At 62.8% G+C, this 23,903-nt stretch carries 26 protein-coding genes; 9 read left to right on the top strand and 17 right to left on the bottom strand.

Annotation, left to right across the window (positions count from 1 at the left end):
- Nucleotides 1–185 precede the first annotated feature (185 nt).
- Nucleotides 186–371, top strand: coding sequence for a nucleoid-structuring protein H-NS (locus QMK47_RS27925; RefSeq protein WP_320390565.1), 186 nt, complete (start codon nt 186–188; stop codon nt 369–371).
- A 431-nt stretch (nt 372–802) separates the two neighbouring features.
- Here QMK47_RS27925 and sctL read toward each other — a convergent pair whose 3' ends face one another.
- The 8 genes from sctL to QMK47_RS27885 form a co-directional block, all read right to left on the bottom strand.
- Complete coding sequence (gene sctL, locus QMK47_RS27920) at nt 803–1,396, bottom strand: type III secretion system stator protein SctL (RefSeq protein WP_258689647.1); 594 nt, start codon at nt 1,394–1,396, stop codon at nt 803–805.
- On the bottom strand, nt 1,374–1,964 hold the full coding sequence (locus QMK47_RS27915) for a hypothetical protein (RefSeq protein WP_320389593.1): 591 nt from the start codon (nt 1,962–1,964) through the stop codon (nt 1,374–1,376). The genes sctL and QMK47_RS27915 overlap by 23 nt, the downstream gene beginning before the upstream one ends.
- Nucleotides 1,961–2,848, bottom strand: a complete 888-nt coding sequence (gene sctJ / locus QMK47_RS27910) for a type III secretion system inner membrane ring lipoprotein SctJ (protein WP_320389592.1) — start codon at nt 2,846–2,848, stop codon at nt 1,961–1,963. The genes QMK47_RS27915 and sctJ overlap by 4 nt, the downstream gene beginning before the upstream one ends.
- A 14-nt stretch (nt 2,849–2,862) precedes the next feature.
- The gene (gene sctI / locus QMK47_RS27905) at nt 2,863–3,237 is read right to left on the bottom strand and encodes a type III secretion system inner rod subunit SctI (protein ID WP_258689645.1); all 375 of its coding nucleotides are present in this window, start codon (nt 3,235–3,237) and stop codon (nt 2,863–2,865) included.
- Nucleotides 3,238–3,289: 52 nt separating this feature from the next.
- Nucleotides 3,290–4,228 carry a type III secretion protein gene (locus QMK47_RS27900; RefSeq protein ID WP_320389591.1) on the bottom strand — a complete coding sequence of 313 codons (939 nt, stop codon included), beginning with the start codon at nt 4,226–4,228 and terminating at the stop codon, nt 3,290–3,292.
- 60 nt (nt 4,229–4,288) lie between these two features.
- Nucleotides 4,289–4,498, bottom strand: coding sequence for a hypothetical protein (locus QMK47_RS27895; RefSeq protein ID WP_003206573.1), 210 nt, complete (start codon nt 4,496–4,498; stop codon nt 4,289–4,291).
- 93 nt (nt 4,499–4,591) lie between these two features.
- Nucleotides 4,592–5,515 carry a sigma 54-interacting transcriptional regulator gene (locus tag QMK47_RS27890; RefSeq protein ID WP_214510008.1) on the bottom strand — a complete coding sequence of 308 codons (924 nt, stop codon included), beginning with the start codon at nt 5,513–5,515 and terminating at the stop codon, nt 4,592–4,594.
- A 405-nt stretch (nt 5,516–5,920) separates the two neighbouring features.
- Nucleotides 5,921–6,496, bottom strand: coding sequence for a DUF6436 domain-containing protein (locus QMK47_RS27885; RefSeq protein ID WP_214510007.1), 576 nt, complete (start codon nt 6,494–6,496; stop codon nt 5,921–5,923).
- 107 nt (nt 6,497–6,603) lie between these two features.
- Here QMK47_RS27885 and QMK47_RS27880 point away from each other — a divergent pair, with 107 nt between their 5' ends.
- On the top strand, nt 6,604–7,551 hold the full coding sequence (locus tag QMK47_RS27880; RefSeq protein ID WP_253470211.1) for an alpha/beta hydrolase: 948 nt from the start codon (nt 6,604–6,606) through the stop codon (nt 7,549–7,551).
- A 96-nt stretch (nt 7,552–7,647) separates the two neighbouring features.
- Here QMK47_RS27880 and QMK47_RS27875 read toward each other — a convergent pair whose 3' ends face one another.
- A complete protein-coding gene (locus tag QMK47_RS27875; RefSeq protein WP_253470209.1) occupies nt 7,648–8,391 on the bottom strand; it encodes a hypothetical protein in 744 nt (247 codons plus the stop codon).
- A gap of 153 nt (nt 8,392–8,544) precedes the next feature.
- Between QMK47_RS27875 and QMK47_RS27870 the strand changes: the two genes are divergently transcribed.
- Both QMK47_RS27870 and QMK47_RS27865 read left to right on the top strand, forming a co-directional pair.
- Complete coding sequence (locus QMK47_RS27870; RefSeq protein WP_320389590.1) at nt 8,545–9,177, top strand: 2OG-Fe(II) oxygenase; 633 nt, start codon at nt 8,545–8,547, stop codon at nt 9,175–9,177.
- A 2-nt stretch (nt 9,178–9,179) separates the two neighbouring features.
- Nucleotides 9,180–9,671 (top strand): DUF523 domain-containing protein, encoded by a 492-nt coding sequence (locus QMK47_RS27865; RefSeq protein ID WP_253470205.1) that lies wholly within the window; start codon nt 9,180–9,182, stop codon nt 9,669–9,671.
- A 204-nt stretch (nt 9,672–9,875) separates the two neighbouring features.
- On the opposite strand, the gene QMK47_RS27860 is transcribed toward QMK47_RS27865, so the two are convergent.
- Together QMK47_RS27860 and QMK47_RS27855 are read right to left on the bottom strand one after the other, a co-directional pair.
- The gene (locus QMK47_RS27860) at nt 9,876–11,249 is read right to left on the bottom strand and encodes a GTPase/DUF3482 domain-containing protein (protein ID WP_258689641.1); all 1,374 of its coding nucleotides are present in this window, start codon (nt 11,247–11,249) and stop codon (nt 9,876–9,878) included.
- On the bottom strand, nt 11,242–12,609 hold the full coding sequence (locus QMK47_RS27855) for a DUF2868 domain-containing protein (protein ID WP_253470201.1): 1,368 nt from the start codon (nt 12,607–12,609) through the stop codon (nt 11,242–11,244). The genes QMK47_RS27860 and QMK47_RS27855 overlap by 8 nt, the downstream gene beginning before the upstream one ends.
- Before the next feature lie 86 nt (nt 12,610–12,695).
- Between QMK47_RS27855 and QMK47_RS27850 the strand changes: the two genes are divergently transcribed.
- Nucleotides 12,696–13,208, top strand: a complete 513-nt coding sequence (locus tag QMK47_RS27850; protein WP_320389589.1) for a dihydrofolate reductase — start codon at nt 12,696–12,698, stop codon at nt 13,206–13,208.
- Nucleotides 13,209–13,265: 57 nt separating this feature from the next.
- On the opposite strand, the gene QMK47_RS27845 is transcribed toward QMK47_RS27850, so the two are convergent.
- Nucleotides 13,266–14,708: an L-cystine transporter gene (locus QMK47_RS27845; RefSeq protein ID WP_320389588.1), complete on the bottom strand. Its 1,443-nt coding sequence runs from the start codon at nt 14,706–14,708 to the stop codon at nt 13,266–13,268.
- Nucleotides 14,709–14,951: 243 nt separating this feature from the next.
- Between QMK47_RS27845 and QMK47_RS27840 the strand changes: the two genes are divergently transcribed.
- Complete coding sequence (locus tag QMK47_RS27840) at nt 14,952–16,007, top strand: haloacid dehalogenase-like hydrolase (protein ID WP_320389587.1); 1,056 nt, start codon at nt 14,952–14,954, stop codon at nt 16,005–16,007.
- A gap of 241 nt (nt 16,008–16,248) precedes the next feature.
- Here the strand turns inward: QMK47_RS27840 and ilvD are convergent, their stop codons facing one another.
- The 3 genes from ilvD to QMK47_RS27825 form a co-directional block, all read right to left on the bottom strand.
- Nucleotides 16,249–18,090: a dihydroxy-acid dehydratase gene (gene ilvD / locus QMK47_RS27835; protein WP_018609449.1), complete on the bottom strand. Its 1,842-nt coding sequence runs from the start codon at nt 18,088–18,090 to the stop codon at nt 16,249–16,251.
- Between the two features lie 476 nt (nt 18,091–18,566).
- Complete coding sequence (locus QMK47_RS27830) at nt 18,567–19,763, bottom strand: class I SAM-dependent rRNA methyltransferase (RefSeq protein WP_003206543.1); 1,197 nt, start codon at nt 19,761–19,763, stop codon at nt 18,567–18,569.
- A 242-nt stretch (nt 19,764–20,005) separates the two neighbouring features.
- The gene (locus QMK47_RS27825) at nt 20,006–20,539 is read right to left on the bottom strand and encodes a type 1 glutamine amidotransferase domain-containing protein (protein ID WP_024619619.1); all 534 of its coding nucleotides are present in this window, start codon (nt 20,537–20,539) and stop codon (nt 20,006–20,008) included.
- 233 nt (nt 20,540–20,772) lie between these two features.
- Here QMK47_RS27825 and QMK47_RS27820 point away from each other — a divergent pair, with 233 nt between their 5' ends.
- The 3 genes from QMK47_RS27820 to QMK47_RS27810 are packed head-to-tail and all read left to right on the top strand — an operon-like array spanning nt 20,773 to nt 22,796.
- Nucleotides 20,773–21,588, top strand: a complete 816-nt coding sequence (locus QMK47_RS27820; RefSeq protein ID WP_253478330.1) for an HDOD domain-containing protein — start codon at nt 20,773–20,775, stop codon at nt 21,586–21,588.
- A gap of 30 nt (nt 21,589–21,618) precedes the next feature.
- Nucleotides 21,619–22,431 carry a bifunctional DNA-formamidopyrimidine glycosylase/DNA-(apurinic or apyrimidinic site) lyase gene (gene mutM / locus QMK47_RS27815; RefSeq protein ID WP_003206537.1) on the top strand — a complete coding sequence of 271 codons (813 nt, stop codon included), beginning with the start codon at nt 21,619–21,621 and terminating at the stop codon, nt 22,429–22,431.
- A gap of 44 nt (nt 22,432–22,475) precedes the next feature.
- Nucleotides 22,476–22,796 carry a hypothetical protein gene (locus QMK47_RS27810; protein ID WP_018609455.1) on the top strand — a complete coding sequence of 107 codons (321 nt, stop codon included), beginning with the start codon at nt 22,476–22,478 and terminating at the stop codon, nt 22,794–22,796.
- Nucleotides 22,797–22,945: 149 nt separating this feature from the next.
- On the opposite strand, the gene QMK47_RS27805 is transcribed toward QMK47_RS27810, so the two are convergent.
- Entirely contained in the window at nt 22,946–23,197 is a 252-nt protein-coding gene (locus QMK47_RS27805) for a YfhL family 4Fe-4S dicluster ferredoxin (protein WP_003206534.1), read from the bottom strand.
- Nucleotides 23,198–23,330: 133 nt separating this feature from the next.
- Entirely contained in the window at nt 23,331–23,810 is a 480-nt protein-coding gene (gene coaD / locus QMK47_RS27800; protein WP_003177462.1) for a pantetheine-phosphate adenylyltransferase, read from the bottom strand.
- Between the last annotated feature and the right edge of the window lie 93 nt (nt 23,811–23,903).

Raw genomic sequence — 23,903 nt, 5'->3', positions numbered from 1 at the left:
GCGGTTCCGCGTAAATGAGGAAAAAAGCTGGTGGGGTGATGGTGGCCTTAGTAGCCGGACAGGATTTCTTTGAGCGGGTACATATCCGTTGCTGCGGTAACGGCTGCTTAGGGTTCCGCCCTTACGGCGGGTCACTTTTTTCAGACGCCAAAAAAGTAACCAAAAAGGCTTTGCCCCACCACTCGGTGCCTCGCCTAGGCTCGGCATGCCCGAACGAAGGCATTGCTCCGTGGGCCCGCCGCGAAGGGCCATCCATGGCCCAGCGCGGCTACCTCGGCATCCATGCCGAGGTGCCCACTACGCAATGCCTGCGTTCGGCCAGCGTGGTTAACGGGGCGCCCGAGATCAACGTCCACCGCGAGGCGGCCTAGTAGCCGACCTGGCTCTCCCGGTCCTACACCCATCAGATCTGTTTGAGCAGGACCTGTGGGAGCAAAGCTTGCTCGCGAGGCGGCCTGACAGCCGACCTGGTTCTCCCGGTCGTACTTCGATCCATTTGTGGGAGCGAGCCTGCTCGCGATAGCGGTGGGTCAGTTTGCGGTGATGTTGGATGTACCGGCGTCATCGCGAGCAAGCTCGCTCCCACAGTTTTTACCGGGGTGTTCACAGGCATCGCTGTCACCCAAAACCCCTTGTGGGAGCGAGCTTGCTCGCGATAGCGGTGGGTCAGTTGGTAGAGATGTTGGCTGTGCTGTCGTCATCGCGAGCAAGCTCGCTCCCACAGTTTTTACCGGGGTGTTCATAGGCATTACAGTCACCCCAAATCCCTTGTGGGAGCGAGCCTGCTCGCGATAGCGGTGGGTCAGCTTGCGGTGATGGGTTGTGGTTCGGGTAGGCGAAGCGCCTCGACGGCGGTGGGCCAGTCGAGCAGGTATGTACCGCCCGGCGTTTCCAGCTTCAGTTGATGTCGTGCCATGTCGGCATCGGCCACCGGCGTCCAGGGGCGTCGGCTGTCGGTGCCCAGGCTCTGGGTCAGGTTTGCCAGGTCTTCAGGATGACAGCGAAGGGTGGCGCTGACCGGGTCGTCCTGGCGCGACGCCAGTTGGCGGACGAGTGCATCGATGCGTGCCTGCTCCGGGACCTCGTTCAAGAGCATCCCCAGGGCCTCGTTGACCACGTGTGCAGCACTCGTCTCGATCCGCTCCCACATGGCTTGGCGCTGGGTTTCCCACGCGGCGAGCAAGGTTTCGGCCTTTTCCCAGAATTGCGCTTGGGCCTTGAGCACGGTTGCGTCCGCCTCTGCGCTGGCGCGTTCAAGCAATTGCGCGGCGTGCACCTGGGCCTGTTCGAGGATGACCTGTGCGCGGGCACAATCAACCAGGGTTTCGCGCGCGATGTAGGGCTGCGACAGGCCTTGTCCATCGGGGCGCAGTTCAAGCGAACGCCGAGCGAGCATCGTGTCTCTCCGTTTGGATAGGGGCCGAGGGTGCCAGGCTTTGCTCAGCCTTCCAGCAGGCGGACTGCCAAAGCGTGTTCAGCTTGGCGGCTGGTGGTTGAGGGGCGGGTGCCGACTCGATGGCGATGATTCTGTCGCGTGGGAACGCCAGGCGCGCCCGTTCCCAGGCCCGTTCGCCCAGCCAGGCGCGCAGCAGGGCGAGCGGATCCTGGTCTTGTTCGAGCCAGTGTCCCGGGCGCAGGGCTTTGGCGGTGCGCTCGCACCAGGCCCGGTCCTGCGCCGAAAGTGCCTGTGTTGCCGTTAACGGTGCGCAAGTGCTCGCCACCAATTCGCAGGCAAGGGCCAAGGTCCGGGGCGTGCCGCAGAACAGCGATTGCAACGCCGGGCTGGGTTGGGGGGGCGTGCACGGCGTCATACCGAAGTTGCGGGCAAGCGCGGCATGCTGCCCCCGGGCTAGGGTGTCGATCTGTGGCGCGGTCAGCAGGCAAAGCGCCGACGAATACCAGCCCCGGTCTGCTTCGCGCCACGCGAGGTTCCACCAGCGAACCCATGCAATCTCCGTCGTCATGCGGCGGTCCCGTTACTGTCGGGTTTGGTCCCCGGGTTTTTCACGGCGAACAGTCCAGGTGTCGCGCTGCTTTGGGGGGCGGCGGGCGTCCCGGCTGGTTTGGTGAGCTTGCGATCGAGAAATCGTGGTAGCACCAACACGCCCTGGCGCCATAGTCGGTAGAGGCCATACAAGACGCCCATCAGGATGGCGAGCAAGGTGATGCTTGTCGTCACGGTCACCGCCCGCCAATAACCGATGTCGTCGGCCTGCATGAGGAACGGTCCGAAGTACGCCATCTTGCGCCGTTCCTGATACGGCACGGCGGGAACGAAGACCACCGATAACTTGGTCGGGTTCTGGGTGGCATCGGCCATGCCGGGGATCCCGCTGGCGACCAGGTTGCGCACGCGCGGGGTAATGCTGTCGGGGTCCAGGGCACTGGTGTGCTTGATAAACACCGAGGCCGATGCAGGCTGGACCGGCTCTCCCGGGGCCACCCGCTCCGGCAGGACCACATGGACCCGGGCGAGCACCACGCCATCTATTTGCGAAAGCGTCGATTCGAGTTCCTGGGACAGCGCGTAGATGTAGCGGGCACGCTCTTCCATCGGCGTGGAAATGACCCCTTCCTTGCGGAAGATCTCCCCCAGGCTGGAACGTGAGCGACGCGGCAGGCCGGCGGCTTCGAGTACCTGGACGGCGCTGTTCATGTCGGCAGGCTCGACCAGCACGGTCAGCCCGTCTTTATCGACCTGCTTGCTCGCTTCCACGTTCTTGTTCGCCAGCTCGGCGATCACTTCGTTGGCATCCTGCTCGGAAAGATGGCTGTGCAACGCCGTCCGTTCATCGCAACCGGAGAGCAGCAGACACAGCAACAGTGTTGAGAATGCGCGCATAGACATGACCGGCCTTCCCTTTACTGAAGATTGGTGAGCTTCTCGATGGCCTGGGAGCCCTTACTGACGATTTTCGCGGTCATCAGGCTTTCCAGATGGAAGGATGACAACGACCGGTTCGACTGCAGCATGTCTTTCGGGTCGGCGGTGCGGATGGCCTTGAGCATGTCCCGGTTGGCGCGATCGTCCAGCCGCTGCAATTCGCCGGAGCGGCTCGACAACGAATCGATGATCCTTGCCGCGACATTGTTTTCACTGTCCGGGGCGGGGGCTTTTTCGCGCATTTGTGCGTTGAACCAACTGACATCGCTGGTCTCGGCGCTCGCTTGTGGCTTGGCGCTCGTTTTGGCGGAAGTGGAGGCGAGGTTGCTGGGATCGATGGCTTGTATGTCCACGGAATGTCTCCTGTTTCAAAGGTCGGTTTGAAAACTCAAAGGTCGGGTGCCTTCAGGCGTACATCAGCCTCAAGACGTTGCGAGCGCTACCGGTAACGCTCAGGTGAAACTCGATTTCCTCCCGGTTGCGCCGGGCACGCTGGCGCAGCGGGGGCTGCTGGCCGGCCAGGCGGGCGAGGGCGAAGTCCAGCTCTTCCAGGGCAAGCTGGAACAATCGGGTTTCGCGAGCATCCAGCGCTGTGCCGCGGGCAATGCGTTCGGTCCATGTCCAGCGTTCTGCGTCGGGGGTCGCCGGTGGGGGATAGCGCGCCGGGTGCTGGTCCATGAAGGCGGCGATCTCGAACAACAGGTCCTGGTCGTCTGGTTCATACCGCGCCTGGCCGTCACCTTCGTCGATGTCCAGCAGCGTCAGCAGTTTCCTGCGGCCCAGGACCGCGATGATCTTGAGCAGCAGCGACAGGCTCGCGTCATGACGACTGCGCCGCGTGGCGTGGTCGCCCTCCATCTCCCAGGCGCCGAACAGCGCGCCACAGAAGGGGTTGTTGGCATTGCCGAAATCACTTTGGCTGTCGACATCGTTGTCACCGATGGGCTGCCGGCGATGGGCGAACATCTGTGCCAGATCGCTGAACAGGTCTTCATTGGAATAGGCGTCATCGATGTCGACCTCGAGATTGGAGCCGGTACCACCGTTGATCTCCTCCAGGATGTCTTCCAGTACCAGGCGCAAAGGGTCTTCGGTCTCTGCGGCCAATCTGTCCTGGGGGCTGGGCCAGCCAGACCGAGACTGTCCGCCCGCCGAACCCTTTTCGTTGCCCCACTGGATGAGCGATTCCCTTAACCGGTCGCCGGCCCCGTGCAGTGCCAGATGCTCGGCGACCACGTTTGCCAGGCCCGGCGGGGTCGGCGGGGTCGGGGCGGGGCGCCGCGTTGGCTCGTCATGGGGCAGGTCTCTCTGGGCACGAAGGCTGTCTGGCAAGTCGATGTGCATAGGGGCCTCCTCGCATCGCGCTTGAAGTTACCCCGCCGGAGCGGGGCTGAAGCGAGAGGGTCAGAATCGTATATTTTTCGAGGCCTCCCCCATGGCGGTGATGGCTTTGGTTGCCGTGTCCATCGACCCTGCCGCGATTGCGTTCATGGTGTCGGCGACCAGTTTTTTCTGGTCGAATTGGGATTTCATGGTTGTCATCGCAGCCGAGGTCGCGTCCATCTGCTGCATGGCAGCCGTGGAAGCGGCGAGAGAAGCTCCACCAAAACTCATAGTCGTATCTCCGGGTTGTGGAATGGCGAGACGAACGTGAACGTCTCGATGGTTAAGTGGCGACCGTTGTGTAAACGGTTCCACCGATCCCACTCAACTCGTCGATATTTGCAGGCACTTCATCCGGTAATACAGCGTGCGTCGGGCGATACCCAGTTCGGCGATGACCTTGTCGATGCAGTGATGGTGGCGGCGCATGCAGTCCTCGATGAGGATTTTTTCGAACTGCTGCAGGTGCTCTTTCAACTTGAGCGTCGAGCTGTTGTGTTCCAGTTGCTCGGCGCGGGGCAGTGCCGGCAAGCCGAGTACGTATCGCTTGGCGGCGGACTGCAGCTCGCGGATGTTGCCAGGCCAGGCGTAGCCGAGCAGTTGGCGCAACAGCGCTGGCGACGGCGCGACGTAGGGCCGGTCGAGTGCCTGGGCCTCCCGGCGCACCAGCGACTGGAACAGCGGCACGATGCGCTCCTTGCGGCTGCGCAGTGGAGGCAGCTTGAGGCTGATGATGTTCAGGCGAAAATAAAGATCCCTGCGAAACTCGCCACGTTCGACCATTTCTCCCAGCGGGCACTGGGCGGAGGCGATCACTCGCATGTTCACCGGGATGCTCTGGGTCGAGCCCAGACGCTGGACCGTCCTGGATTCCAGGACTCGCAGCAGCTTGGCTTGCAGGCCCAACGGCATGCTGTCGATTTCGTCCAGGTACAGCGTGCCGTTATGTGCAGCTTCGACGAACCCCGCGCGATTTTGGCTGGCCCCGGTAAACGCGCCGGTGTTGGCCCCGAAAAGCTGGCTCTCGGCGAGGGTTTCGGGAATGGCGGCGCAGTTGATGGCAACGAACTTGCCGGAGCAGCCGGACATGCGATGGATCTTTTCTGCCAGCGTGTCTTTACCGGTACCCGTCTCGCCGCGCAGCAACACGTCGATCATGAGCGGAGCGACGCTTTGGACGAACGCCTCAAGGTTGAGGGCATCTTCTTTATAGGGATTGGAAAGTGCAGCGCATAGCAGCTTTTGCATCACTGACGATTCCATTTCTTGTTTGGTTAGAAGGGTCGACAAGTTGAACGATGAAAAGGCGTGTGAAACTTCCTCGAGTTAGCGCCGCCGTGCGACTGCATGGGTAATGAACATTTTGCTGGTCACGAGGTTTAGAGAAGAGATTAAAAAAAAGTTCATGCTGGCACGGTCGCTGTTAATCGATTCAGCTAAACGGTCAGCCGGGCTCAAATGCCCTGCACAAGCCGTCTGGCATGGGGCACAGGCCGAAAAGGATCGGTAATGGCGCCGTTTGCAAAAATTGGATCCGACAAACGGTTCAGCCCAGGCCCTTACTTTGAGCAAGAGCTCTAAAAAACAAACACCAGGCATAACTTAGTGGCATCAGCCTAGAGGCGGTGGGCAATACGCGTTGTAGTTAATTCGTCAGTTTGAAACCGACCATGGGCAATAACAGCCGACAGCCAACGTGTGAGTCGCAGTAACTTCCCGGCCGACACTCAACGCCTCGAGAATCGGCTCGATGAAGCTGTTGCTCGAGTTGCAGGTCAGGCCTTCGCTGTAGGGGCCGAAGTACGCGAGTTTGCCGCTGCGATCCCAGATCGCTACGGCCGGGCTTGCAGGAATTTGGCTTGAACCGGGGAGCGCCGGGAGGCTTTTCAAGTGGCTCAACGTGGCCGGCAGCTGACCTTGGCTGCCGGCTTTTTGTACCGCATAAAACTCGACGCCTTGCGGTACATATTTATCGACCAGCTCGGCAAGGTGTTGCTGGTTGCCGACGTTGCACGGGCACGCCGGATCCCAGAAATGCACCAGGCGAATGGCGCCGGGGCCGGCCAGCTCGGCAGGCAGGCGCAGCGGGTCGCCGGAAAACACCGCGGTGTGTTGGCTGAAAGCCCGCAGGAAACGGCCCTGGAACCAGTCGTAGGCCATCCACAAAACGACGGCGCATCCGAGGGCGAGCAGGCTGGCGAGCAGGGTCGTGCGGTGGGACGGGCGCATGGAGTCGATCCTCTGAAGCCGCGTAGCTTGCCATGCCTGCCGCGACAGATGAATATCGCAGCCTATAAAGTCTGTTTCGCGCGATGCGCCTATGCCTGGAAATCTTGATGCCTGCCACTTTCGACCCCGATCTCCTGCGTGCCAGCCTGCAACCGCTGGCCCAGTGGCAAGCCCTGTCCGAGCAAGCCCAGGCCTACCAGCGGTTCTATGGCCTGGACTTTCCCCAGCGCAGCGTGCGCAAGGGATTGGGGCGTTTCGAGGTGGGTGGGTATGAGCTGGTCAGCCAGGTCTGGTGGCCGGAAAAAGCCGTGGCGACCTTGTTTGTGTTCCACGGTTACTACGATCACATGGGGCTGTATCGCCACTTGATCGAGTGGGCTCTGGAGCAGAAGTTCGTGGTGATCGCCTGTGACCTGCCGGGCCACGGCCTGTCCAGTGGCGAGCGCGCCAGCATCGAGGATTTTGCCGAGTACCAGGCCACCTTGCAGGGCCTGTTGGCCGAGGCCGGGACGCTGGACCTGCCGCAACCCTGGCATCTGTGCGGGCAAAGCACCGGCGGGGCAATCGTCGTCGATCACGTGCTCAACCAGGGCGCGCAGAGCCCGGCCCAGGGCCAGGTCATCCTGCTGTCGCCCTTGGTGCGGCCACGGGCCTGGGGCTGGTCGCGCCTGAGCTATTACCTGCTCAAGCCCTTCGTGAGGGGGATTGCCCGGCGTTTCAGCGAGAACTCTACCGACCCGGACTTCCTGCCGTTCCTGCAAGCCGACCCGCTGCAACCACTGCGCCTGCCCACCGCCTGGGTGGGCGCATTGGGGCAATGGATCAAGCGTATCGAAGCCGCCCCGAGCAGCCCGCGCCAGCCATTGATCGTGCAGGGGCAGGCGGACATGACGGTGGATTGGGCGCACAACCTGCAAGTGCTGCGCAGCAAGTTCGATCGGCCGCAGGTGTTGATGTTGCCCGAGGGACGCCATCATTTGGCGAATGAGGCGCTGGCGTTGCGGCAGGAGATGTTTGGGTTCTTGACCAAGCGGATGAGCCGGGTCCGGCGGTGACCGGGCTATTGCTATCGCGAGCAAGCTCGCTCCCACAGGGTATTGAGCAGCGAGATCCAATGTGGGAGCGAGCTTGCTCGCGATAGCGGCGCTGAACTACTGCCCGAGATTCTGCCCCACCGCCAACCCCGCCCGAATCGCCGCCAGGGCCGCTTGATAATAAGCCTGGCCCTCGGTCGATTCGGCGAAGGTGGCGAACTCTTCCAGCTCGGTATCCGTCAGGTCACGGTAGACGTACAGCAGCGTGTTGTTCAGGTCCGTGCCGATCTGCTCCATTAACCGCTGGCGCTGGCCGTTGAGCATGCCCTGGGCCTGGCCGCCGCCCAGCAGCCCCGGGATCATCGAACTCAGGCTGTCGGCCGCCACGCCGGCGATCGCCAGGCTGACTTCGGCGCCGGCCTCGCGGGCGGGCAGGGCCTGGGCCAGGTGGCCGATGATCAACAGGCGGTTGTCGCTGGCAGGCATCTTCGGCAGGCCCTTGGCGTTTTTCGCCAATTGATCACGCCGGGTCGCGAGTAATTCGGCCGCGACGACCTTGCGGCCCAGGGGCGACTGGAAAAAGCTCAGGGCCGGGCTGGGGTCACGCAAATTCCTGCGCATTTGCGCCTCGGCCCGCTGGTCCATGGCCTGGGGGGCGAAACGTTGATTGCTGTTGTTCACCAGGGCCTGGAACACCGCCGGCGGCAGGCTGCTCTGATAGCGCTGCTGGGCGGCGCTCAAGGCGTCATTGAAATGCGCCCGCTGTTCCGGCCAGCCGGCGACCTTGTACAACTGGTCGTAGCTGTCTGCCCAGGCGGGCAAAACGCAGAACATCAACAGTGAGAAAAGCAAACGGCGCATAGGGACTCCTGTCAGCAGCCGACTATTCTCCGTGGGGTGTGGGGTCTTGTCGAGAATTCGTATCAAGTTCGTACGGCGGTGCAATTTGACGCAGCGAACTGACACTGCGAACCCGCTGCGTGGCGCTGTCGGTTTTGCAGGCACAGGCATACTATGCGCGCCATGCAAATACCTTCTGATCACCCGCTGCTGTTACGTATCGTCGACGATCTGGCCGAGCGCGGCTGGTCGCAGCAGAACCTCTTCCTGCCAGATGCGCTGACCCGCGCCCTGGCGGCCGAATGCCGCCAGCGGGCCGCCGAGGGCGAACTGGCCCCGGCAGCGGTCGGGCGCGGGCCGTTCTCGGAGATCCGCGAAGGGATCCGGGGTGATCACATCCAGTGGATCGAACCCGGCCAGGCGCAAGCCTGCGACCATTACCTGGCGCTGATGGACAGCCTGCGCGAGGCGATGAATCGCGGGTTGTTCCTGGGCCTGGAAGACTTCGAAAGCCACTTTGCCCTCTATCCACCCGGCGCGTTCTACCTCAAGCACGTCGACCGCTTTCGCGATGACGACCGCCGCATGGTGTCGGCGGTGCTCTACCTCAATGACGACTGGTTGCCGGAACACGGCGGCCAGTTGCGCATGTACCTGGACGAAAGCCTGGAGCAGGACGTGGTGCCCATCGGCGGTTGCCTGGTGGTGTTCCTGTCGGGGGACATTCCCCATGAAGTACTGCCGGCCACGCGCGATCGCCTGTCCTTGACCGGTTGGTTCCGCCGTCGCGGCAACGAGTTGTTCTGACGATGGAAAAGATCCTGGTCAGTCGCTGCCTGCTCGGGCATCGCGTGCGTTACGACGGCGGTGCCAGCGGGCCGTTTGATCAACTTCAGCAGTGGCACGACGAAGGCCGGATCGTGCCGCTGTGCCCGGAAGTCGCCGGCGGCTTGCCTACGCCTCGGGCGGCGGCGGAGATTCCTGGCGGACAGGGCGGGCAAGTGCTCGACGGCCAGGCACGGGTCATCACCACCGACGGCGAAAATGTGAGTGCGCAGTTCCTGTCAGGCGCGTATCAAGCGCTGGAGCGGGTACGTGAACACGACATCCGCATCGCCGTGCTCAAGGCCAATAGCCCGTCGTGCGGCAACCTGTTGACCTATGACGGAACGTTCAGCGGTGTGAAGGTCAGCGGCGAAGGCGTGACGGCGGCGTTGCTCAAGCGGCATGGCGTGAAGGTGTTCAGTGAGTTGGAGTTGGCTGAAGCGGCGACGGCCCTCAAGGCCTTGAACAGCGATTGATGGATTGCTTTTGTGGCGAGGGAGCTTGCTCCCGCTGGGCCGTAGGAGCTGTCGAGTGCAACGAGGCTGCGATCTTTCCCCAGCCACTTGAGTCTCAAGCGAAAGATCAAAAGATCGCAGGCTTCGCCAGCTCCTACAACCCAGCGGGAGCAAGCTCCCTCGCCACAGGGGTTTTGTGTACGTGGGCGCAGGGTTTTGTGTCGTTCAGAGCTGCTCAGCCAACTGCTCAATCAGCTCCTGGCGTTCTGCCTGGCTCAGTCGCGGTTGAGTATTCAGGGATGACCATTGTGGATGCGCCCGCGCCTTGTTCAAGGCTTCGGGCAGCTTGCCCTCGCGCCAGGTCTTGTCCTGGGGCGTGGCGATGCGGATGCTGTCCATTGCCGCATGGCCGCGCTGGTTGAGGGCTTGCAGCAGTTGGCGTTGGCGCAGGGCCAACAGGCGCAGCACGCTGTCGTCCACCGTCAATTCCCGTTGCCCCTTGAGCTTGCCCATCAGCCGGTTGCCATAGCTGCGGGCGGTTTGCAGGGTGCCGCCGACAATGGCCCCGGCCAGGGCGGCGGCGCCAAGGGTCAGGCCGCCCACTAGCAAATCGACGCCGGCCCCGGCCGCTGCGCCCGCCGCGATTCCGCCACCGACGCGTACGCCCAGTTGCTTGAGGGTCTCGGGGTTGAACAGGTCATCGCCCCAGCGCCCGTCGAGCAGCGGCAGATCGCTGGCGGCGGCGTCCTGGGGACGAAAAGCGTAAAGCTTGAGCAGGGCCTCGACGCAGCGCTGCTCACGCTGACGCACTGCGCTGCGCAGTTCGCTGATGGCTTCGCGTTCCAGCTCGGCGTCGCTGGCGACGCTGCGTCGGCAGGCGGCGCAGTCGATCAGCAGTTCGGCGATCAAGCGCGCCGCGCTCTGCTGGCGGGCCAGGCGTTGGACCTGTTGATCGGCGACCAGGCGTTCCAGTTGCCCACGGGCGCTTTCCAGCAACAGCGCGAGGCTCTCATACAGGCGTCGCTCGCCGTCCTCGGGCGGGGCGACGCTGTCAAAACGTACCAGGGCGTGCAGCCCCAATCGTGCCAGGGCTTCGCGCCAGTCGGGCTCGCGATGGTGGGCGCTGCTGACGAAATTCAACACCGGCAGCAGCGGCTTGCCACAACTGGCGAGGACTTCCAATTCATCGCGGTACTTGGCCAGCACCGGCTCCCGGGCGTCGATCACATAAAGCCCGGCGTCGCTGGCGAGTAGTTGCCGCAGCACTTTGGCTTCTTGTTCGAAGCGTTGCCGCGCCTCGCTGCCCTCAAGGAAACGGGCCAGGCGCGCCGGGCCGTCCAGGCGTTCGCCAGGACGCTCCAGGCGCTCGAGGTAATCGAGCAAGGCGATGGCGTCTTCCAGGCCCGGCGTGTCGTACAGTTCCAGCAGCGCTTCGCCGTCCACCGACAGGCGCGCGCCCTCGACATGCCGGGTGGTGCTCGGGCGATGGGACACTTCGCCGAAGCCGACATCGCGGGTCAAGGTACGCAGCAGCGAGGTCTTGCCCACATTGGTGTGGCCGACGACCGCCAGCTTCAGCGGCTTCATGGGTTCAGTCATGGCCGGTCTCCAGCCAGTTCAAGGGCATGCAGTCGGCGAAGGGCAACTGCAACTGTTGCAGTGCGGTGTGCCAGTCGCCCAGGCGCTCGGCGTCCAGCGCTTCGCCGGGCGGCGCCTGCAACAGCCAGACGCGGGTGGCGCTGGCGCTGCGGGCCAGCTCGGCGATCAGCGCCAGGCTGCCGCGGTCCGGTGAACGGCGTGGGTCGCACGCAATGGCCAGGCGTGCCGGCGGAAAGCGCGACAGCTGTTCGAGGAGTTTGTGGCGCGACTCGCGGCTGTCGAGAATGCCGGCGCTTTTCACGGTTTCGGGCAGCTTGGGCGGCCAGGGTCGATCGTCCAACTCGATTGCCACCAGCAACGCGCCGTCGCTGTCCATGGCACTGACAGTACTTTCGATGGGATGCAGTTGCGCGGGGGCGGCGTCGTTAACGCCCAGTCGCTCGCTGCTGGGCATCAGCCGTTCGCGCAATTGGGCGTAGCCCGGCAGGTTCAAGTCCAGGCGCAGCGTGGTGCGGCCGCGCCGCCAGCGCCACAGGCACAACAGTGCCAGGCACAAGCGCGGCAACAGGCCATAGACCAGCAGCACACCGACCAGCCAGGCAGCCCAGGCCTGGCGGGCACTTTCGATGTTCAGGGCGGCATCGCCACTGGCGCGGATCATTTCCACCGTCGGCACGCGGAAACCCAGCAGGGCGGGCAGTGCGCCCAGGGCCTGGGTCATGGCGACGAAGGTCTCGCCGCCGAGGATGGTGGTTTCCCAGATGAAGCCATAGCGCCGGGTCGCCATCAGCAGCAGGACGATGACCAGCGCGCTGAGCATCGCCAGCAGCCACAGGCCATTGACCAGCACGCCGAGGGCCCAGCGATTGAGTTTGTGCCGTTGCAGCAACAGCAGCAGGGCCGGTGCCAGTTGGGCGGCCTTGGCGTCGCGGGCGAGTTTTTCGCTGAGCCACAGCCACAGGCGTCCCAGCGTGGCACCTTGCTCGCCTGCGAATATCAGGCCCAGGGCCCAGCCGCTGAGCAGGATCAGGTTCAGTCCCAACAGACTGCCCAAGGCCCAGAACACATTGACCGCTGCCTGCCCGTCGCCGAGTGCGGCAAAGCCCAGGCCGGCGCCGCTGATGACGGCGAGCAGCGCCAATGCGATCAGCGCCAGGCGCGCCCCTTGCAGCCAATGGCGCAGGGCCTCGGTGAGGCCATCGCGCTCAGCCAGCCAGCGGGCACGGTGGTGGATGCGCGTGGCTAAGTCGCCGCCGGCCGCACGGGCCAGGCGATTGGCTTCCTGGTCCTCGAGCGGGCCAGCGTGTTCTTCACGCAGGCGTATCGTCTCGGTCAACCAGAGGTTCTGCAGTGCTGTCACGGGTGCTTCCGTTGCTCGAATGAGGGTTGAGCATAACCGCTGTGATGCCTGTCGGGGTACGCCGAGCCTCTGGTATCCTCGCGGCCATGAACAAAACTCTCCCTTTAAGCCTGATCGCAGCCCTCGGTGAAAACCGTGTGATCGGCGTCGACAACAGCATGCCCTGGCACCTGCCGGGGGATTTCAAATACTTCAAGGCCACCACCCTAGGCAAGCCGATCATCATGGGGCGCAAGACCTGGGATTCCCTCGGTCGACCGTTGCCGGGACGCCTGAACATTGTGGTCAGCCGCCAGCCGGGCCTGGTGCTGGAGGGCGCGCAAGTGTTCTCCACCCTGGAGGCTGCGGTGGCGCGGGCCGAGGCGTGGGCACTGGAGCAGGGCGTCGACGAGTTGATGTTGATCGGCGGCGCCCAACTGTACGCCCAGGCCCTGGGGCAGGCGGATCGGCTGTACCTGACCCGCGTGGCGCTGAGCCCTGAGGGTGACGCGTGGTTTCCTGAGTTCGATTCGAGCCAGTGGACGCTGGTTTCGAACCAGCCGAACCCGGCTGAAGGGGACAAGCCGGCCTACAGTTTTGAGGTGTGGGAGAAGCGCTAAAAGCATCGCGAGCAAGCTCGCTCCCACAGTCGACCGATTTTTCCTGATAGAACTCGGTTAACTGTGGGAGCGAGCTTGCTCGCGATAGCGATTCAGCAGGCACTCCCCATCAAGCGTGCACCAGCTCCCATGCTCCTGCGCATCGAGCAACGCCTTGTCAGTCTGCTGCATCACCTGGCTGGTAATCGCCCCGGCGGTGATCGAGCCGCTGACGTTCAACGCCGTACGGCCCATGTCGATCAGCGGTTCGACGGAAATCAGCAAGGCGACCAGCGAGACCGGCAAGCCCATGGCCGGCAGTACGATCAGCGCGGCGAACGTCGCGCCGCCACCAACCCCGGCCACCCCGGCCGAACTCAACGTGACGATCGCCACCAGCGTCGCGATCCACACCGGATCCAGCGGGTTGATGCCCACAGTCGGCGCGACCATCACCGCCAGCATGGCCGGATAAAGGCCGGCACAACCGTTCTGGCCGATGGTGGCGCCGAACGAGGCGCTGAAGCTGGCAATCGCCCGCGGGATGCCGAGGCGGCTGGTCTGGGCTTCAATGCTCAACGGGATGGTGGCCGCGCTGGAGCGGCTGGTAAAGGCGAAGGTCAGCACCGGCCAGATCTTGCGGAAAAAGCGCAACGGGTTGATCCCGGCAGCGGACACCAGCAGGCCATGGACCACGAACATCAGGCCCAGCCCCAGGTACGACACCACGACAAAACTGCCGAGCTTGATGATGTCCTGCAGGTTGGAACCGGCCACCACCTTGGTCATCAGCGCCAGTACACCGTACGGCGTCAGCTTCATCACCAGGCGCACCAGGCGCGTCACCCAGCTTTGCAGGGTGTCGATGGCGTTGATCACTTTCTGGCCTTTCTCCACGTCGTCCTTGAGCAATTGCAACGCCGCGACTCCGAGGAACGCGGCGAAAATCACCACGCTGATGATCGAGGTCGGCTTGGCCCGGGCCAGGTCGGCAAAGGGGTTCTGTGGGATGAACGAAAGCAGTAATTGCGGGATGTTCAGGTCGGCGACCTTGCCGGCGTAGTCGCTCTGGATCACTTGCAGGCGCGCCAGTTCCTGGGTGCCGGCCACCAGGCCTTCGGCGGTGAGGCCGAACAGGTTGGTCAGGCCAATGCCGATCAGTGCGGCGATGGCGGTGGTGAACAGTAGCGTGCCGATGGTCAGGAAGCTGATCTTGCCCAGGGACGAGGCGTTATGCAGGCGGGCCACGGCGCTGAGGATCGAGGCGAAGACCAGCGGGATCACGATCATTTGCAGTAACTGCACGTAGCCGTTGCCCACCAGGTCGAACCAGCCGATCGAGGCCTTGAGCACCGGGTTGCCGGCGCCATAAATCGTGTGCAGGGCGAGACCGAACACCACGCCCAGCAGCAGTGCCAACAGCACTTTCTTGGCCAGGCTCCAGGTGCGGTGACGGGTTTGTGCCAGGCCGAACAGCAAGGCGAGGAACACCAGAAGATTGAGGATCAGCGGCAGATTCATCAAAAGAGTCTCCGATAAGACGTGCCAGTCGCCCGAAGCCGCGACTGTAAGCCGGGAAGCCTAACAGCCTGATAAATAATGAATTAATACTAAAAACGCATGTAGATTGTCGTTTATGGAATAAGGCAACGACGTTTACGGATATGTCGCTGGCGCAATCAAGACGCAAGCGGTCGCGGGTAGGCGAGGACTGTCACAAGCATTTGTTAGCGTCGAGTTCTTTTGAACCCGGGAGAAATGCCGATGAAACTCGCACCTCGTTTTCTCGCTGTCGCCTTGAGCCTTGGTCTCGCCGGCCAGGCACTCGCCACCGATCTCAAACACTGGCCGGCGGAACAAGCCAAGGCCCTGGAGACGATGATCGCGGCCAACGCCAACAAGGGTAACTACGCGGTGTTCGACATGGACAACACCAGTTACCGCTACGATCTGGAAGAGTCGTTGCTGCCGTTCATGGAGAACAAGGGCCTCATCACCCGGGAAACCCTGGACCCATCCTTGAAGCTGATGCCGTTCAAGGACACCGCCGACCACAAGGAAAGCCTGTTCAGCTACTACTACCGCCTGTGCGAAGTGGATGACATGGTCTGCTATCCGTGGGTGGCCCAGGTGTTCTCCGGCTTTACCCTCAAGGAGCTCAAGGGCTATGTCGACGAGCTGATGGCGTCCGGCAAGCCAGTGCCGACCACCTATTACGACGGCGACAAGGTGGTCCAGTACAACGTCAACCCGCCGAAAGTCTTCACCGGCCAGGCTGAGCTGTACAACAAGCTGATGGAAAACGGCATCGAGGTCTATGTCATGACCGCCGCTTCCGAAGAACTGGTGCGCATGGTCGCCTCCGATCCGAAGTACGGCTACAACCTCAAGCCGCAGAACGTGATCGGCGTGACCACGCTGCTCAAGGACCGCAAGACCGGCGAGCTGACCACCGCGCGCAAGCAGATCACCGCAGGCAAATATGACGAGAAGGCCAACCTCGACCTGGAGTACACGCCTTACCTGTGGACCCCGGCGACCTGGATGGCCGGCAAGCACGCGGCGATCCTGACGTACATCGACGAATGGAAAAAACCGGTACTGGTGGGCGGCGACACACCCAGCAGCGATGGCTACATGCTGTTCCACGATGTGGACGTAGCCAAGGGCGGCATCCACCTGTGGGTCAACCGCAAGGACAAATACATGACTCAGATTAACAACATGATGGCCAAGCACGCTGCCGCCCAGGCCAAGGAAGGACTGCCGGTGACAGCGGACAAGAACTGGGTGATCGTCAAACCTGAAGACATTCAGTAAGTCCTGTCCCACATTGATACCAAGGAACCCTGTGGCGAGGGAGCTTGCTCCCGCTGGGCTGCGCAGCAGCCCCAAGGTCGTCAGCTCACACATTGAGGTGAGGGCGAATTTTGGGGCCGCTTCGCGACCCAGCGGGAGCAAGCTCCCTCGCCACAAAAGATCACTTGGCTCCAAGGGACCGAACAGGAGCCAAAAAAAAGCCCCGCACTTGGCGGGGCATTTTTATGGGCGGTTGCAGCGCTTACAAGCCGTCGAGCATCGCCTTGTTCCGCACCGCGCCCTTGTCGGCGCTGGTGGCGAGCAGGGCGTAGGCCTTGAGGGCCGTGGTGACTTTGCGTGGACGTACTTCCACCGGTTTCCAGCCCTTGTTGTCCTGTTCGACGCGGCGCCCGGCCAGTTCTTCGTCGCTGACCAACAGGTTGATCGAGCGGTTCGGAATGTCGATCAGGACCTTGTCGCCATCGCGCACCAGGCCGATGGCGCCGCCCGCCGCAGCCTCCGGCGAAGCGTGGCCGATGGACAGGCCCGAGGTGCCGCCGGAGAACCGGCCATCGGTCAGCAAGGCGCAGGCTTTGCCCAGGCCCTTGGACTTCAGGTAGGAGGTTGGGTAGAGCATTTCCTGCATGCCCGGGCCGCCTTTCGGACCTTCGTAGCGAATGATCACGATGTCGCCGGCCTTCACTTCGTCAGCGAGGATGCCGCGCACGGCGCTGTCCTGGCTTTCAAAAATCTTCGCGTTGCCTTCGAACACATGGATCGACTCGTCGACACCGGCGGTTTTCACCACGCAGCCATCCAGGGCGATGTTGCCGTACAGCACGGCCAGGCCGCCTTCCTGGGAGTAGGCGTGCTCGACGCTGCGGATGCAGCCGTTCTCACGGTCGTCGTCCAGGGTTTCCCAACGGGTCGACTGGCTGAACGCGGTTTGCGTCGGGATGCCCGCCGGGCCAGCCTTGAAGAAGTGGTGAACGGCCTCGTCGGTGGTCTGGGTGATGTCCCACTTGGCGATGCCTTCGGCCATGGTCTTGCTGTGCACGGTCGGCAGGTCGGTGTGCAACAGGCCGCCACGGGCCAGGGAGCCGAGAATGCTGAAGATCCCGCCGGCACGGTGCACGTCTTCCATGTGGTACTTCTGGATGTTCGGCGCGACCTTGCACAGTTGCGGCACGTGACGGGACAGGCGGTCGATGTCGCGCAGGTCGAAATCGATCTCGGCTTCCTGGGCAGCGGCCAGCAAGTGCAGGATGGTGTTGGTGGAACCGCCCATGGCGATGTCCAGGGTCATGGCGTTTTCGAACGCCTTGAAGTTGGCGATGTTGCGTGGCAACACCGACTCGTCGTTTTCGCCGTAGTAGCGCTTGCACAGCTCGACGATGGTCCGGCCGGCCTGCAGGAACAGCTGTTCGCGGTCGCTGTGGGTGGCGAGGGTCGAACCGTTGCCCGGCAGGGCCAGGCCCAGGGCTTCGGTCAGGCAGTTCATCGAGTTGGCGGTGAACATGCCGGAGCACGAACCGCAGGTCGGGCAGGCGCTGCGCTCGTACTCGGCAACCTTCTCGTCAGAGGCGCTGGAGTCGGCGGCGATGACCATGGCGTCGACCAGGTCGAGGCCGTGGCTGGCGAGCTTGGTCTTGCCGGCTTCCATCGGGCCGCCGGAGACGAAGATCACCGGGATGTTCAGGCGCAGGGCGGCCATGAGCATGCCCGGGGTGATCTTGTCGCAGTTGGAAATGCACACGATGGCGTCGGCGCAGTGGGCGTTGACCATGTATTCGACGGAGTCGGCGATGATCTCGCGGCTCGGCAGCGAATAGAGCATGCCGTCGTGGCCCATGGCGATGCCGTCGTCCACGGCGATGGTGTTGAATTCCTTGGCAACGCCGCCGGCGCGCTCGATTTCCCGGGCAACCAGCTGGCCGAGGTCCTTGAGGTGGACGTGGCCCGGTACGAACTGGGTGAAGGAGTTGGCAATGGCGATGATCGGCTTCTTGAAGTCGTCATCCTTCATCCCCGTGGCGCGCCACAAGGCACGGGCGCCGGCCATGTTGCGGCCATGGGTGGATGTTTTCGAGCGGTAATCAGGCATGGAGCACTCCGGGCGGCTAATCAGGTACTTATCAGGTATCAATGGGGAAGTGAGCTTCTGTCGACGTCTGGAGCACCCGGGTTTGGCCGTGTGTCCGCAAGTGGCTGATGACTTTGCAGGATCACTGCGCGCCTCAGCATGAGCTCATAAACCCGCCGGGGATGAATGGCGATGAATGACGCGATTCTACACCGCTGGCGCCAGGATGAAATGACGCAAAGCGCCGATCGGGCGCCAATGTCGTGCGCGGGATGACGACTGGCAGGATTCAATCGGCCAGCAACCCTCGGTAGCGATGCCGGACCAGGGCATTGAGTGCCAGCCCAGCAGGCTGGGCAGTAACAGGCAGAGGGTGACCTGCCAGGCGAGGATCAATCAACCGCGCAAAAAAAATCGCAGCCAGGCTGCGATCAGGATGCACAGGATGCAATGGGAGTCTGCGGGGCACAGCGCTACGGCCCTGGCCCCGCCCGGCCTCAGCTGTTGGGCAACAACCGGCAGGTGATGCTCTTGATGTAGCGGGTTTCGGCGATGGCCGGGTGTACCGGATGGTCCGGCCCCTGGCCGCCGCGTTCGAGCAGTTGAATGTTGCGGTCCAGGTGGCGAGCGCTGGTCAGCAGGATGTTTTGCAGGTCGTCTTCGGGCAGGTGCATCGAGCACGACGCGCTGACCAGGATGCCGTCCTTGCTGAGCAGGCGCATGGCTTGTTCGTTGAGGCGGCGATAGGCGCCTTCACCGTTTTTCAGGTCTTTCTTGCGCTTGATGAAAGCGGGTGGGTCGGCCACGATCACGTCGAAACGTTCTTCGCTGGCCTTGAGTTCCTTCAGGGCTTCGAACACGTCGCCTTCGATGCAGGTCAGCTTCTCGGCGAAGCCGTTCAACGCGGCGTTGCGCTCGACACCGTCGAGGGCGAAGGCCGAGGCATCGACGCAGAACACTTCACTGGCGCCGAACGCTGCGGCTTGCACGCCCCAGCCGCCGATGTAGCTGAACAGGTCCAGTACACGCTTGCCCTTGGCGTACGGGGCCAGGCGTGCGCGGTTCATGCGGTGGTCGTAGAACCAGCCGGTTTTCTGGCCTTCCATGACCGGCGCTTCGAACTTAACGCCGTTCTCTTCCAGGGCGACCCACTCCGGCACCAGGCCGAACACGGTCTCGACGTAGCGGTTCAGGCCTTCGGCGTCACGGGCCGCGGAGTCGTTCTTGAACAGGATGCCGCTGGGCTTGAGCACCTGGGTCAGGGCGGCGATCACGTCGTCCTTGTGGGCTTCCATGGTGGCGGAGGCGATCTGCACCACCAGGATGTCGCCGAAACGGTCGACCACCAGGCCTGGCAACAGGTCGGAATCACCGTAGACCAGGCGATAGAACGGTTTGTCGAACAGCCGCTCGCGCAGGGACAACGCCACGTTGAGGCGATGCACCAGCAGGGACTTGTCCAGCGGCAGCTTCACGTCGCGGGACAGCAGCCGGGCGCAGATCAGGTTGTTGGGGCTCATCGCAACGATACCCAGCGGCTTGCCGCCGGCGGCTTCGAGGATGGCCTGGTCGCCGGCCTTGAAGCCGTGCAGCGGGGTGGCGGCTACATCGATTTCGTTACTGTAGACCCACAGGTGGCCGGCGCGCAGGCGACGGTCGGCGTTGGCTTTGAGGCGCAGGCTAGGCAGGGACATGACGTCGCTCCGGAAAAAAGAGCGGGAGTATACCGTGTTGCAACCTTGGCGGGGCTTGCGGTGGACATGTGGTGGGGGAGCACACTCTCGCTTGACCATAGAAGCTATGTAGAAGCTATGTAGGAGCTGTCGAGTGAAACGAGGCTGCGATCTTTCCCCAGACACTTGAATCGTAAGCGAAAGATCAAGATCAAGATCAAAAGATCGCAGGCTTCGCCAGCTCCTACAGAGGGCCCCAGGTTTCAGGCGGACAACGCGCTGATCAACTCGCGGTTGAACGCCGGAATGTCATCGGGCTGACGGCTGCTGATCAACGTGCCGTCCTTGACCACTTCCTTATCGACCCAGTTCGCGCCGGCGTTGACTAGGTCATCCTTGAGGGTCTTGTAGCTGGTCATGGTCTTGCCCTTGACCAATCCGCTCGACACCAGCAGCCAGCCGCCATGGCAAATCACCGCGATGGGCTTGCCCGCCGCCTCGAAGCCCTTGACCAGTTTCTGGGCATCGGCGTCGATGCGGATGGTGTCGGAGTTCTGCACGCCACCGGGCAGCACCACGGCGTCGTACTGTTCGACATTGGCGGCCTTGAAGGTCAGGTCGATCCGGAAGTCGTCGGCCGGCTGGTCATGGTTCCAGCCTTTGACCTGGCCTTCGCGGGCCGAAACGATGTCTACCTTGACGCCGGCCTGTTCCAGCGCCTGCTGGGGGCCGGTCAGTTCGGCCTGTTCAAAACCATCGGTCACGAGGATGGCGACACGTTTGTTGTTAAGAGGCATGGAAAAATCTCCTCAAGCTGAGTGGCTGGATTGCCGACTCAAGCCTTATGCAGGCGTGGCTGTCGGCCCTGTAAAGTCCGAAGCCGATGCCTGAAGGAAAGTTCCGCCGATCTACCCGGCGGTGTATCGGATCCATCTTTAAGGGTTAGAATCCCCGCCTGACACCGGAGTGTGTACTCATGTCCAAAGAACTTTCCGCCGAACAGATCCAACAGTCCTTGCAAGGCATCAGCGTGCCGCCCCAGCCGCAGATCATGGTGGATCTGCAGATGGAGCAGTACATGCCCGACCCGGACCTGGAGACCATCGCCAAGCTGATCTCCCACGACCCGGGCCTTTCCGGGGCTTTGCTCAAGATCGTCAATTCGCCGTACTACGGCCTGCGCAACAAGATCACCTCGATCCAGCGCGCGGTGAACCTGCTGGGCAGCCGTTCGATCATCAACCTGATCAATGCGCTGTCGATCAAGGGCGAGTTGCACGACGACGCCATCGTCACCTTGAACCGTTTCTGGGATACCGCCCAGGACGTGGCGATGACCTGCCTGACCCTGGCCAAGCGCGTCGGCCTGGAGAATGGTGACGAAGCCTATGCGCTGGGGTTGTTCCACGATTGCGGCGTGCCGTTGATGCTCAAGCAGTTCCCCAGCTACATGGGCGTGCTGGAAGAGGCCTACGCCAATGCCAGCGCCGAGTGCCGGGTAGTGGACACCGAGAACCGTGAGTTCAACACCAACCATGCGGTGGTCGGTTACTACACTTCCAAATCCTGGCGCCTGCCGGATCACGTCAGCCAGGCCATCGCCAACCACCACAATGCCCTGGCGATCTTCAGCGACGAGTCTTCACGCAACAACAGCCCGTTGAAGAACCTGCTGGCGATCCTGAAGATGTCCGAGAACATCTGTGCGTCCCACCGGGTGCTCGGCAATCAGGCCGAAGACCACGAGTGGGATTGCGTCGGGAGCCTTGTGCTCGATTACATCGGGTTGTCGGAATACGACTTCCAGACCCAGAAACAGGAAATTCGCGACCTCGCCACTCGTTGAGTGCGGGGCTTCGCCTGATTCGAGAGCCTCATGCCAGAACTGCCGGAAGTCGAAACCACCCGTCGCGGAATCGCGCCCCATCTTGAAGGCCAGCGGGTCAGCCGCGTGGTGGTCCGCGACCGCCGCCTGCGCTGGCCGATCCCGGAAGATCTCGACGTGCGGCTTTCGGGCCAGCGCATCGTGCAGGTGGAGCGGCGGGCCAAGTACCTGTTGATCAATGCCGAGGTCGGCACGTTGATCAGCCACCTGGGCATGTCCGGCAACCTGCGCTTGGTGGAAGTCGGCATGCCGGCCGCCAAGCACGAGCACGTGGACATCGAGCTGGAATCCGGCCTGGCCTTGCGCTACACCGACCCGCGCCGCTTTGGCGCGATGCTCTGGAGCCTCGACCCGTTCAATCACGAGTTGTTGATTCGCCTGGGTCCCGAGCCGTTGACCGACCTGTTCGATGGCGAACGGTTGTTCCAGCTCTCGCGGGGGCGGTCCATGGCGGTCAAGCCGTTCATCATGGACAACGCGGTGGTGGTGGGGGTGGGCAATATCTACGCGACCGAGGCCCTGTTCGCCGCCGGGATCGACCCACGTCGGGCCGCCGGAGGCATTTCCCGGGCGCGTTACCTGAAGCTGGCGATCGAGATCAAGCGCATCCTCGCCCATGCCATCGAGCGCGGCGGCACCACGTTGCGGGACTTTATCGGTGGGGATGGCCAGCCCGGCTATTTCCAGCAGGAGCTGTTCGTCTACGGCCGGGGCGGGGAGTTGTGCAAGGTGTGTGGTACGGGACTGCGGGAAATCCGCCTCGGCCAGCGCGCCAGCGTCTGGTGTCCACGCTGTCAGAGCTGATTTGTCCTACGGTCTATAGTCAGTATTTAGCCGAAGGATCGCCCATGAAACTGCTTCGACCTGTCGTTCTAGCGCTGCTGCTGAGTGTCGGTTTGCCTGCCCTGGCAAGCGACGGCAGCGGCGACCCGCGCTACACCATCCAGAACCCGCCGGCCTTCGCCATGATCGGCGACCTGCTGATTGCCCGTCCGCTGCTGCTCGCCGCCACAGTGATTGGCGCCGGGGCATTCGTGGTGTCGTTGCCCTTTACCGCGCTGGGCGGCGGGGTCGGTGATGCGGGGAAGGCGCTGGTGGTGGACCCGGCGAAGGCCACGTTTGTGCGGTGCCTGGGGTGTATTGGGGAGGGGTTTGAGCGGCAGGAGTGAAGCGTTCGGTGCGGCTGATGGCCTCATCGCGAGCAAGCTCGCTCCCACAGGGATCTATTGAGTCCACATAATCTGCGCCTGAAGCAAATCCCTTGTGGGAGCGAGCTTGCTCGCGATAGGCCGGTACAGACGCTACAAAACCACCTGGCTCAAGCCTTGCCAGTAATCTTGCGATATTTGGCCATCAACTGTTCTTCAGTTTCCGGATGAGCCTCGTCCAGGGGGATGCAATCCACCGGGCAGACCTGCTGGCACTGGGGTTCGTCGTAATGGCCGACGCACTGGGTGCACAAGTTCGGGTCGATGACGTAGATCTCTTCGCCTTGGGAAATGGCCTCGTTCGGGCATTCAGGTTCGCAGACGTCGCAATTGATGCAGTCGTCGGTGATGATCAGGGACATGCAGGCTCCTGCCGGGGCGTTGGGCCCGGGCATATGAAAACGTATGGGCGCAATTGTGCCGCATTGGCGAGCGCAGTGCACGCGGGCGCGATGGACTGCGCTGTGCTGCGAGGTGGCTCGCAGCGCCAGCCGGTTATTTCTTGAAGCGCAGGGTCAGCGCATCGGCCACGGCCGGGTGGACGAACTTGGTGATATCTCCGCCCAACGCCGCGATTTCCCGGACCAGGGTCGAGGAAATGAAGGAATAGCGCTCTGACGGCGTCAGGAACAGGCTCTCGACGTCCGGTGCCAGTTGGCGGTTCATGTTGGCCAGTTGGAACTCGTACTCGAAGTCCGAGACCGCACGCAGGCCGCGCAGGAACACATTAGCGTTCTTTTCCTTGGCAAAGTGCGCCAAAAGCGTCGAGAAACCGACCACTTCCACGTTGGGCAGGTGCTTGGTGACCTCGCGGGCCAGTTCCACACGTTGCTCCAGCGGGAACAGCGGGTTTTTCTTCGGGCTGGCGGCGACGGCAATGATCACATGGTCGAACAGGCGCGCGGCGCGTTCGACCAGATCGCCATGGCCCTTGGTAATAGGGTCGAAGGTACCTGGGTACAACACTCGGTTCATCGCGTCGTCCTGGCGGGAGTCCGTTGGGGAGTCGGATGGTATCGCAGCCTTCTCGGTCGGCCAAGTCGGCTGTTGCGTAAGAAAGCACTATAG

Source organism: Pseudomonas sp. P9_35, assembly GCF_034008205.1.
GTDB lineage: Bacteria > Pseudomonadota > Gammaproteobacteria > Pseudomonadales > Pseudomonadaceae > Aquipseudomonas > Aquipseudomonas kilonensis.
This window is presented reverse-complemented; position numbering and strand designations above follow the sequence as displayed.

Excerpts from the sequence above, each read along its gene's own strand:
- sctL (WP_258689647.1), bottom strand. The coding sequence starts at position 1,396 with ATGCTCGCTCGGCGTTCGCTTGAACTGCGCCCCGATGGACAAGGCCTG.
- QMK47_RS27915 (WP_320389593.1), bottom strand. The coding sequence starts at position 1,964 with ATGACGACGGAGATTGCATGGGTTCGCTGGTGGAACCTCGCGTGGCGC.
- sctJ (WP_320389592.1), bottom strand. The coding sequence starts at position 2,848 with ATGTCTATGCGCGCATTCTCAACACTGTTGCTGTGTCTGCTGCTCTCC.
- QMK47_RS27900 (WP_320389591.1), bottom strand. The coding sequence starts at position 4,228 with ATGCACATCGACTTGCCAGACAGCCTTCGTGCCCAGAGAGACCTGCCC.
- QMK47_RS27895 (WP_003206573.1), bottom strand. The coding sequence starts at position 4,498 with ATGAGTTTTGGTGGAGCTTCTCTCGCCGCTTCCACGGCTGCCATGCAG.
- QMK47_RS27890 (WP_214510008.1), bottom strand. The coding sequence starts at position 5,515 with ATGCAAAAGCTGCTATGCGCTGCACTTTCCAATCCCTATAAAGAAGAT.
- QMK47_RS27885 (WP_214510007.1), bottom strand. The coding sequence starts at position 6,496 with ATGCGCCCGTCCCACCGCACGACCCTGCTCGCCAGCCTGCTCGCCCTC.
- QMK47_RS27880 (WP_253470211.1), top strand. The coding sequence starts at position 6,604 with ATGCCTGCCACTTTCGACCCCGATCTCCTGCGTGCCAGCCTGCAACCG.
- QMK47_RS27875 (WP_253470209.1), bottom strand. The coding sequence starts at position 8,391 with ATGCGCCGTTTGCTTTTCTCACTGTTGATGTTCTGCGTTTTGCCCGCC.
- QMK47_RS27870 (WP_320389590.1), top strand. The coding sequence starts at position 8,545 with ATGCGCGCCATGCAAATACCTTCTGATCACCCGCTGCTGTTACGTATC.
- QMK47_RS27865 (WP_253470205.1), top strand. The coding sequence starts at position 9,180 with ATGGAAAAGATCCTGGTCAGTCGCTGCCTGCTCGGGCATCGCGTGCGT.
- QMK47_RS27860 (WP_258689641.1), bottom strand. The coding sequence starts at position 11,249 with ATGACTGAACCCATGAAGCCGCTGAAGCTGGCGGTCGTCGGCCACACC.
- QMK47_RS27850 (WP_320389589.1), top strand. The coding sequence starts at position 12,696 with ATGAACAAAACTCTCCCTTTAAGCCTGATCGCAGCCCTCGGTGAAAAC.
- QMK47_RS27845 (WP_320389588.1), bottom strand. The coding sequence starts at position 14,708 with ATGAATCTGCCGCTGATCCTCAATCTTCTGGTGTTCCTCGCCTTGCTG.
- QMK47_RS27840 (WP_320389587.1), top strand. The coding sequence starts at position 14,952 with ATGAAACTCGCACCTCGTTTTCTCGCTGTCGCCTTGAGCCTTGGTCTC.
- ilvD (WP_018609449.1), bottom strand. The coding sequence starts at position 18,090 with ATGCCTGATTACCGCTCGAAAACATCCACCCATGGCCGCAACATGGCC.
- QMK47_RS27830 (WP_003206543.1), bottom strand. The coding sequence starts at position 19,763 with ATGTCCCTGCCTAGCCTGCGCCTCAAAGCCAACGCCGACCGTCGCCTG.
- QMK47_RS27825 (WP_024619619.1), bottom strand. The coding sequence starts at position 20,539 with ATGCCTCTTAACAACAAACGTGTCGCCATCCTCGTGACCGATGGTTTT.
- mutM (WP_003206537.1), top strand. The coding sequence starts at position 21,619 with ATGCCAGAACTGCCGGAAGTCGAAACCACCCGTCGCGGAATCGCGCCC.
- QMK47_RS27810 (WP_018609455.1), top strand. The coding sequence starts at position 22,476 with ATGAAACTGCTTCGACCTGTCGTTCTAGCGCTGCTGCTGAGTGTCGGT.
- QMK47_RS27805 (WP_003206534.1), bottom strand. The coding sequence starts at position 23,197 with ATGTCCCTGATCATCACCGACGACTGCATCAATTGCGACGTCTGCGAA.
- coaD (WP_003177462.1), bottom strand. The coding sequence starts at position 23,810 with ATGAACCGAGTGTTGTACCCAGGTACCTTCGACCCTATTACCAAGGGC.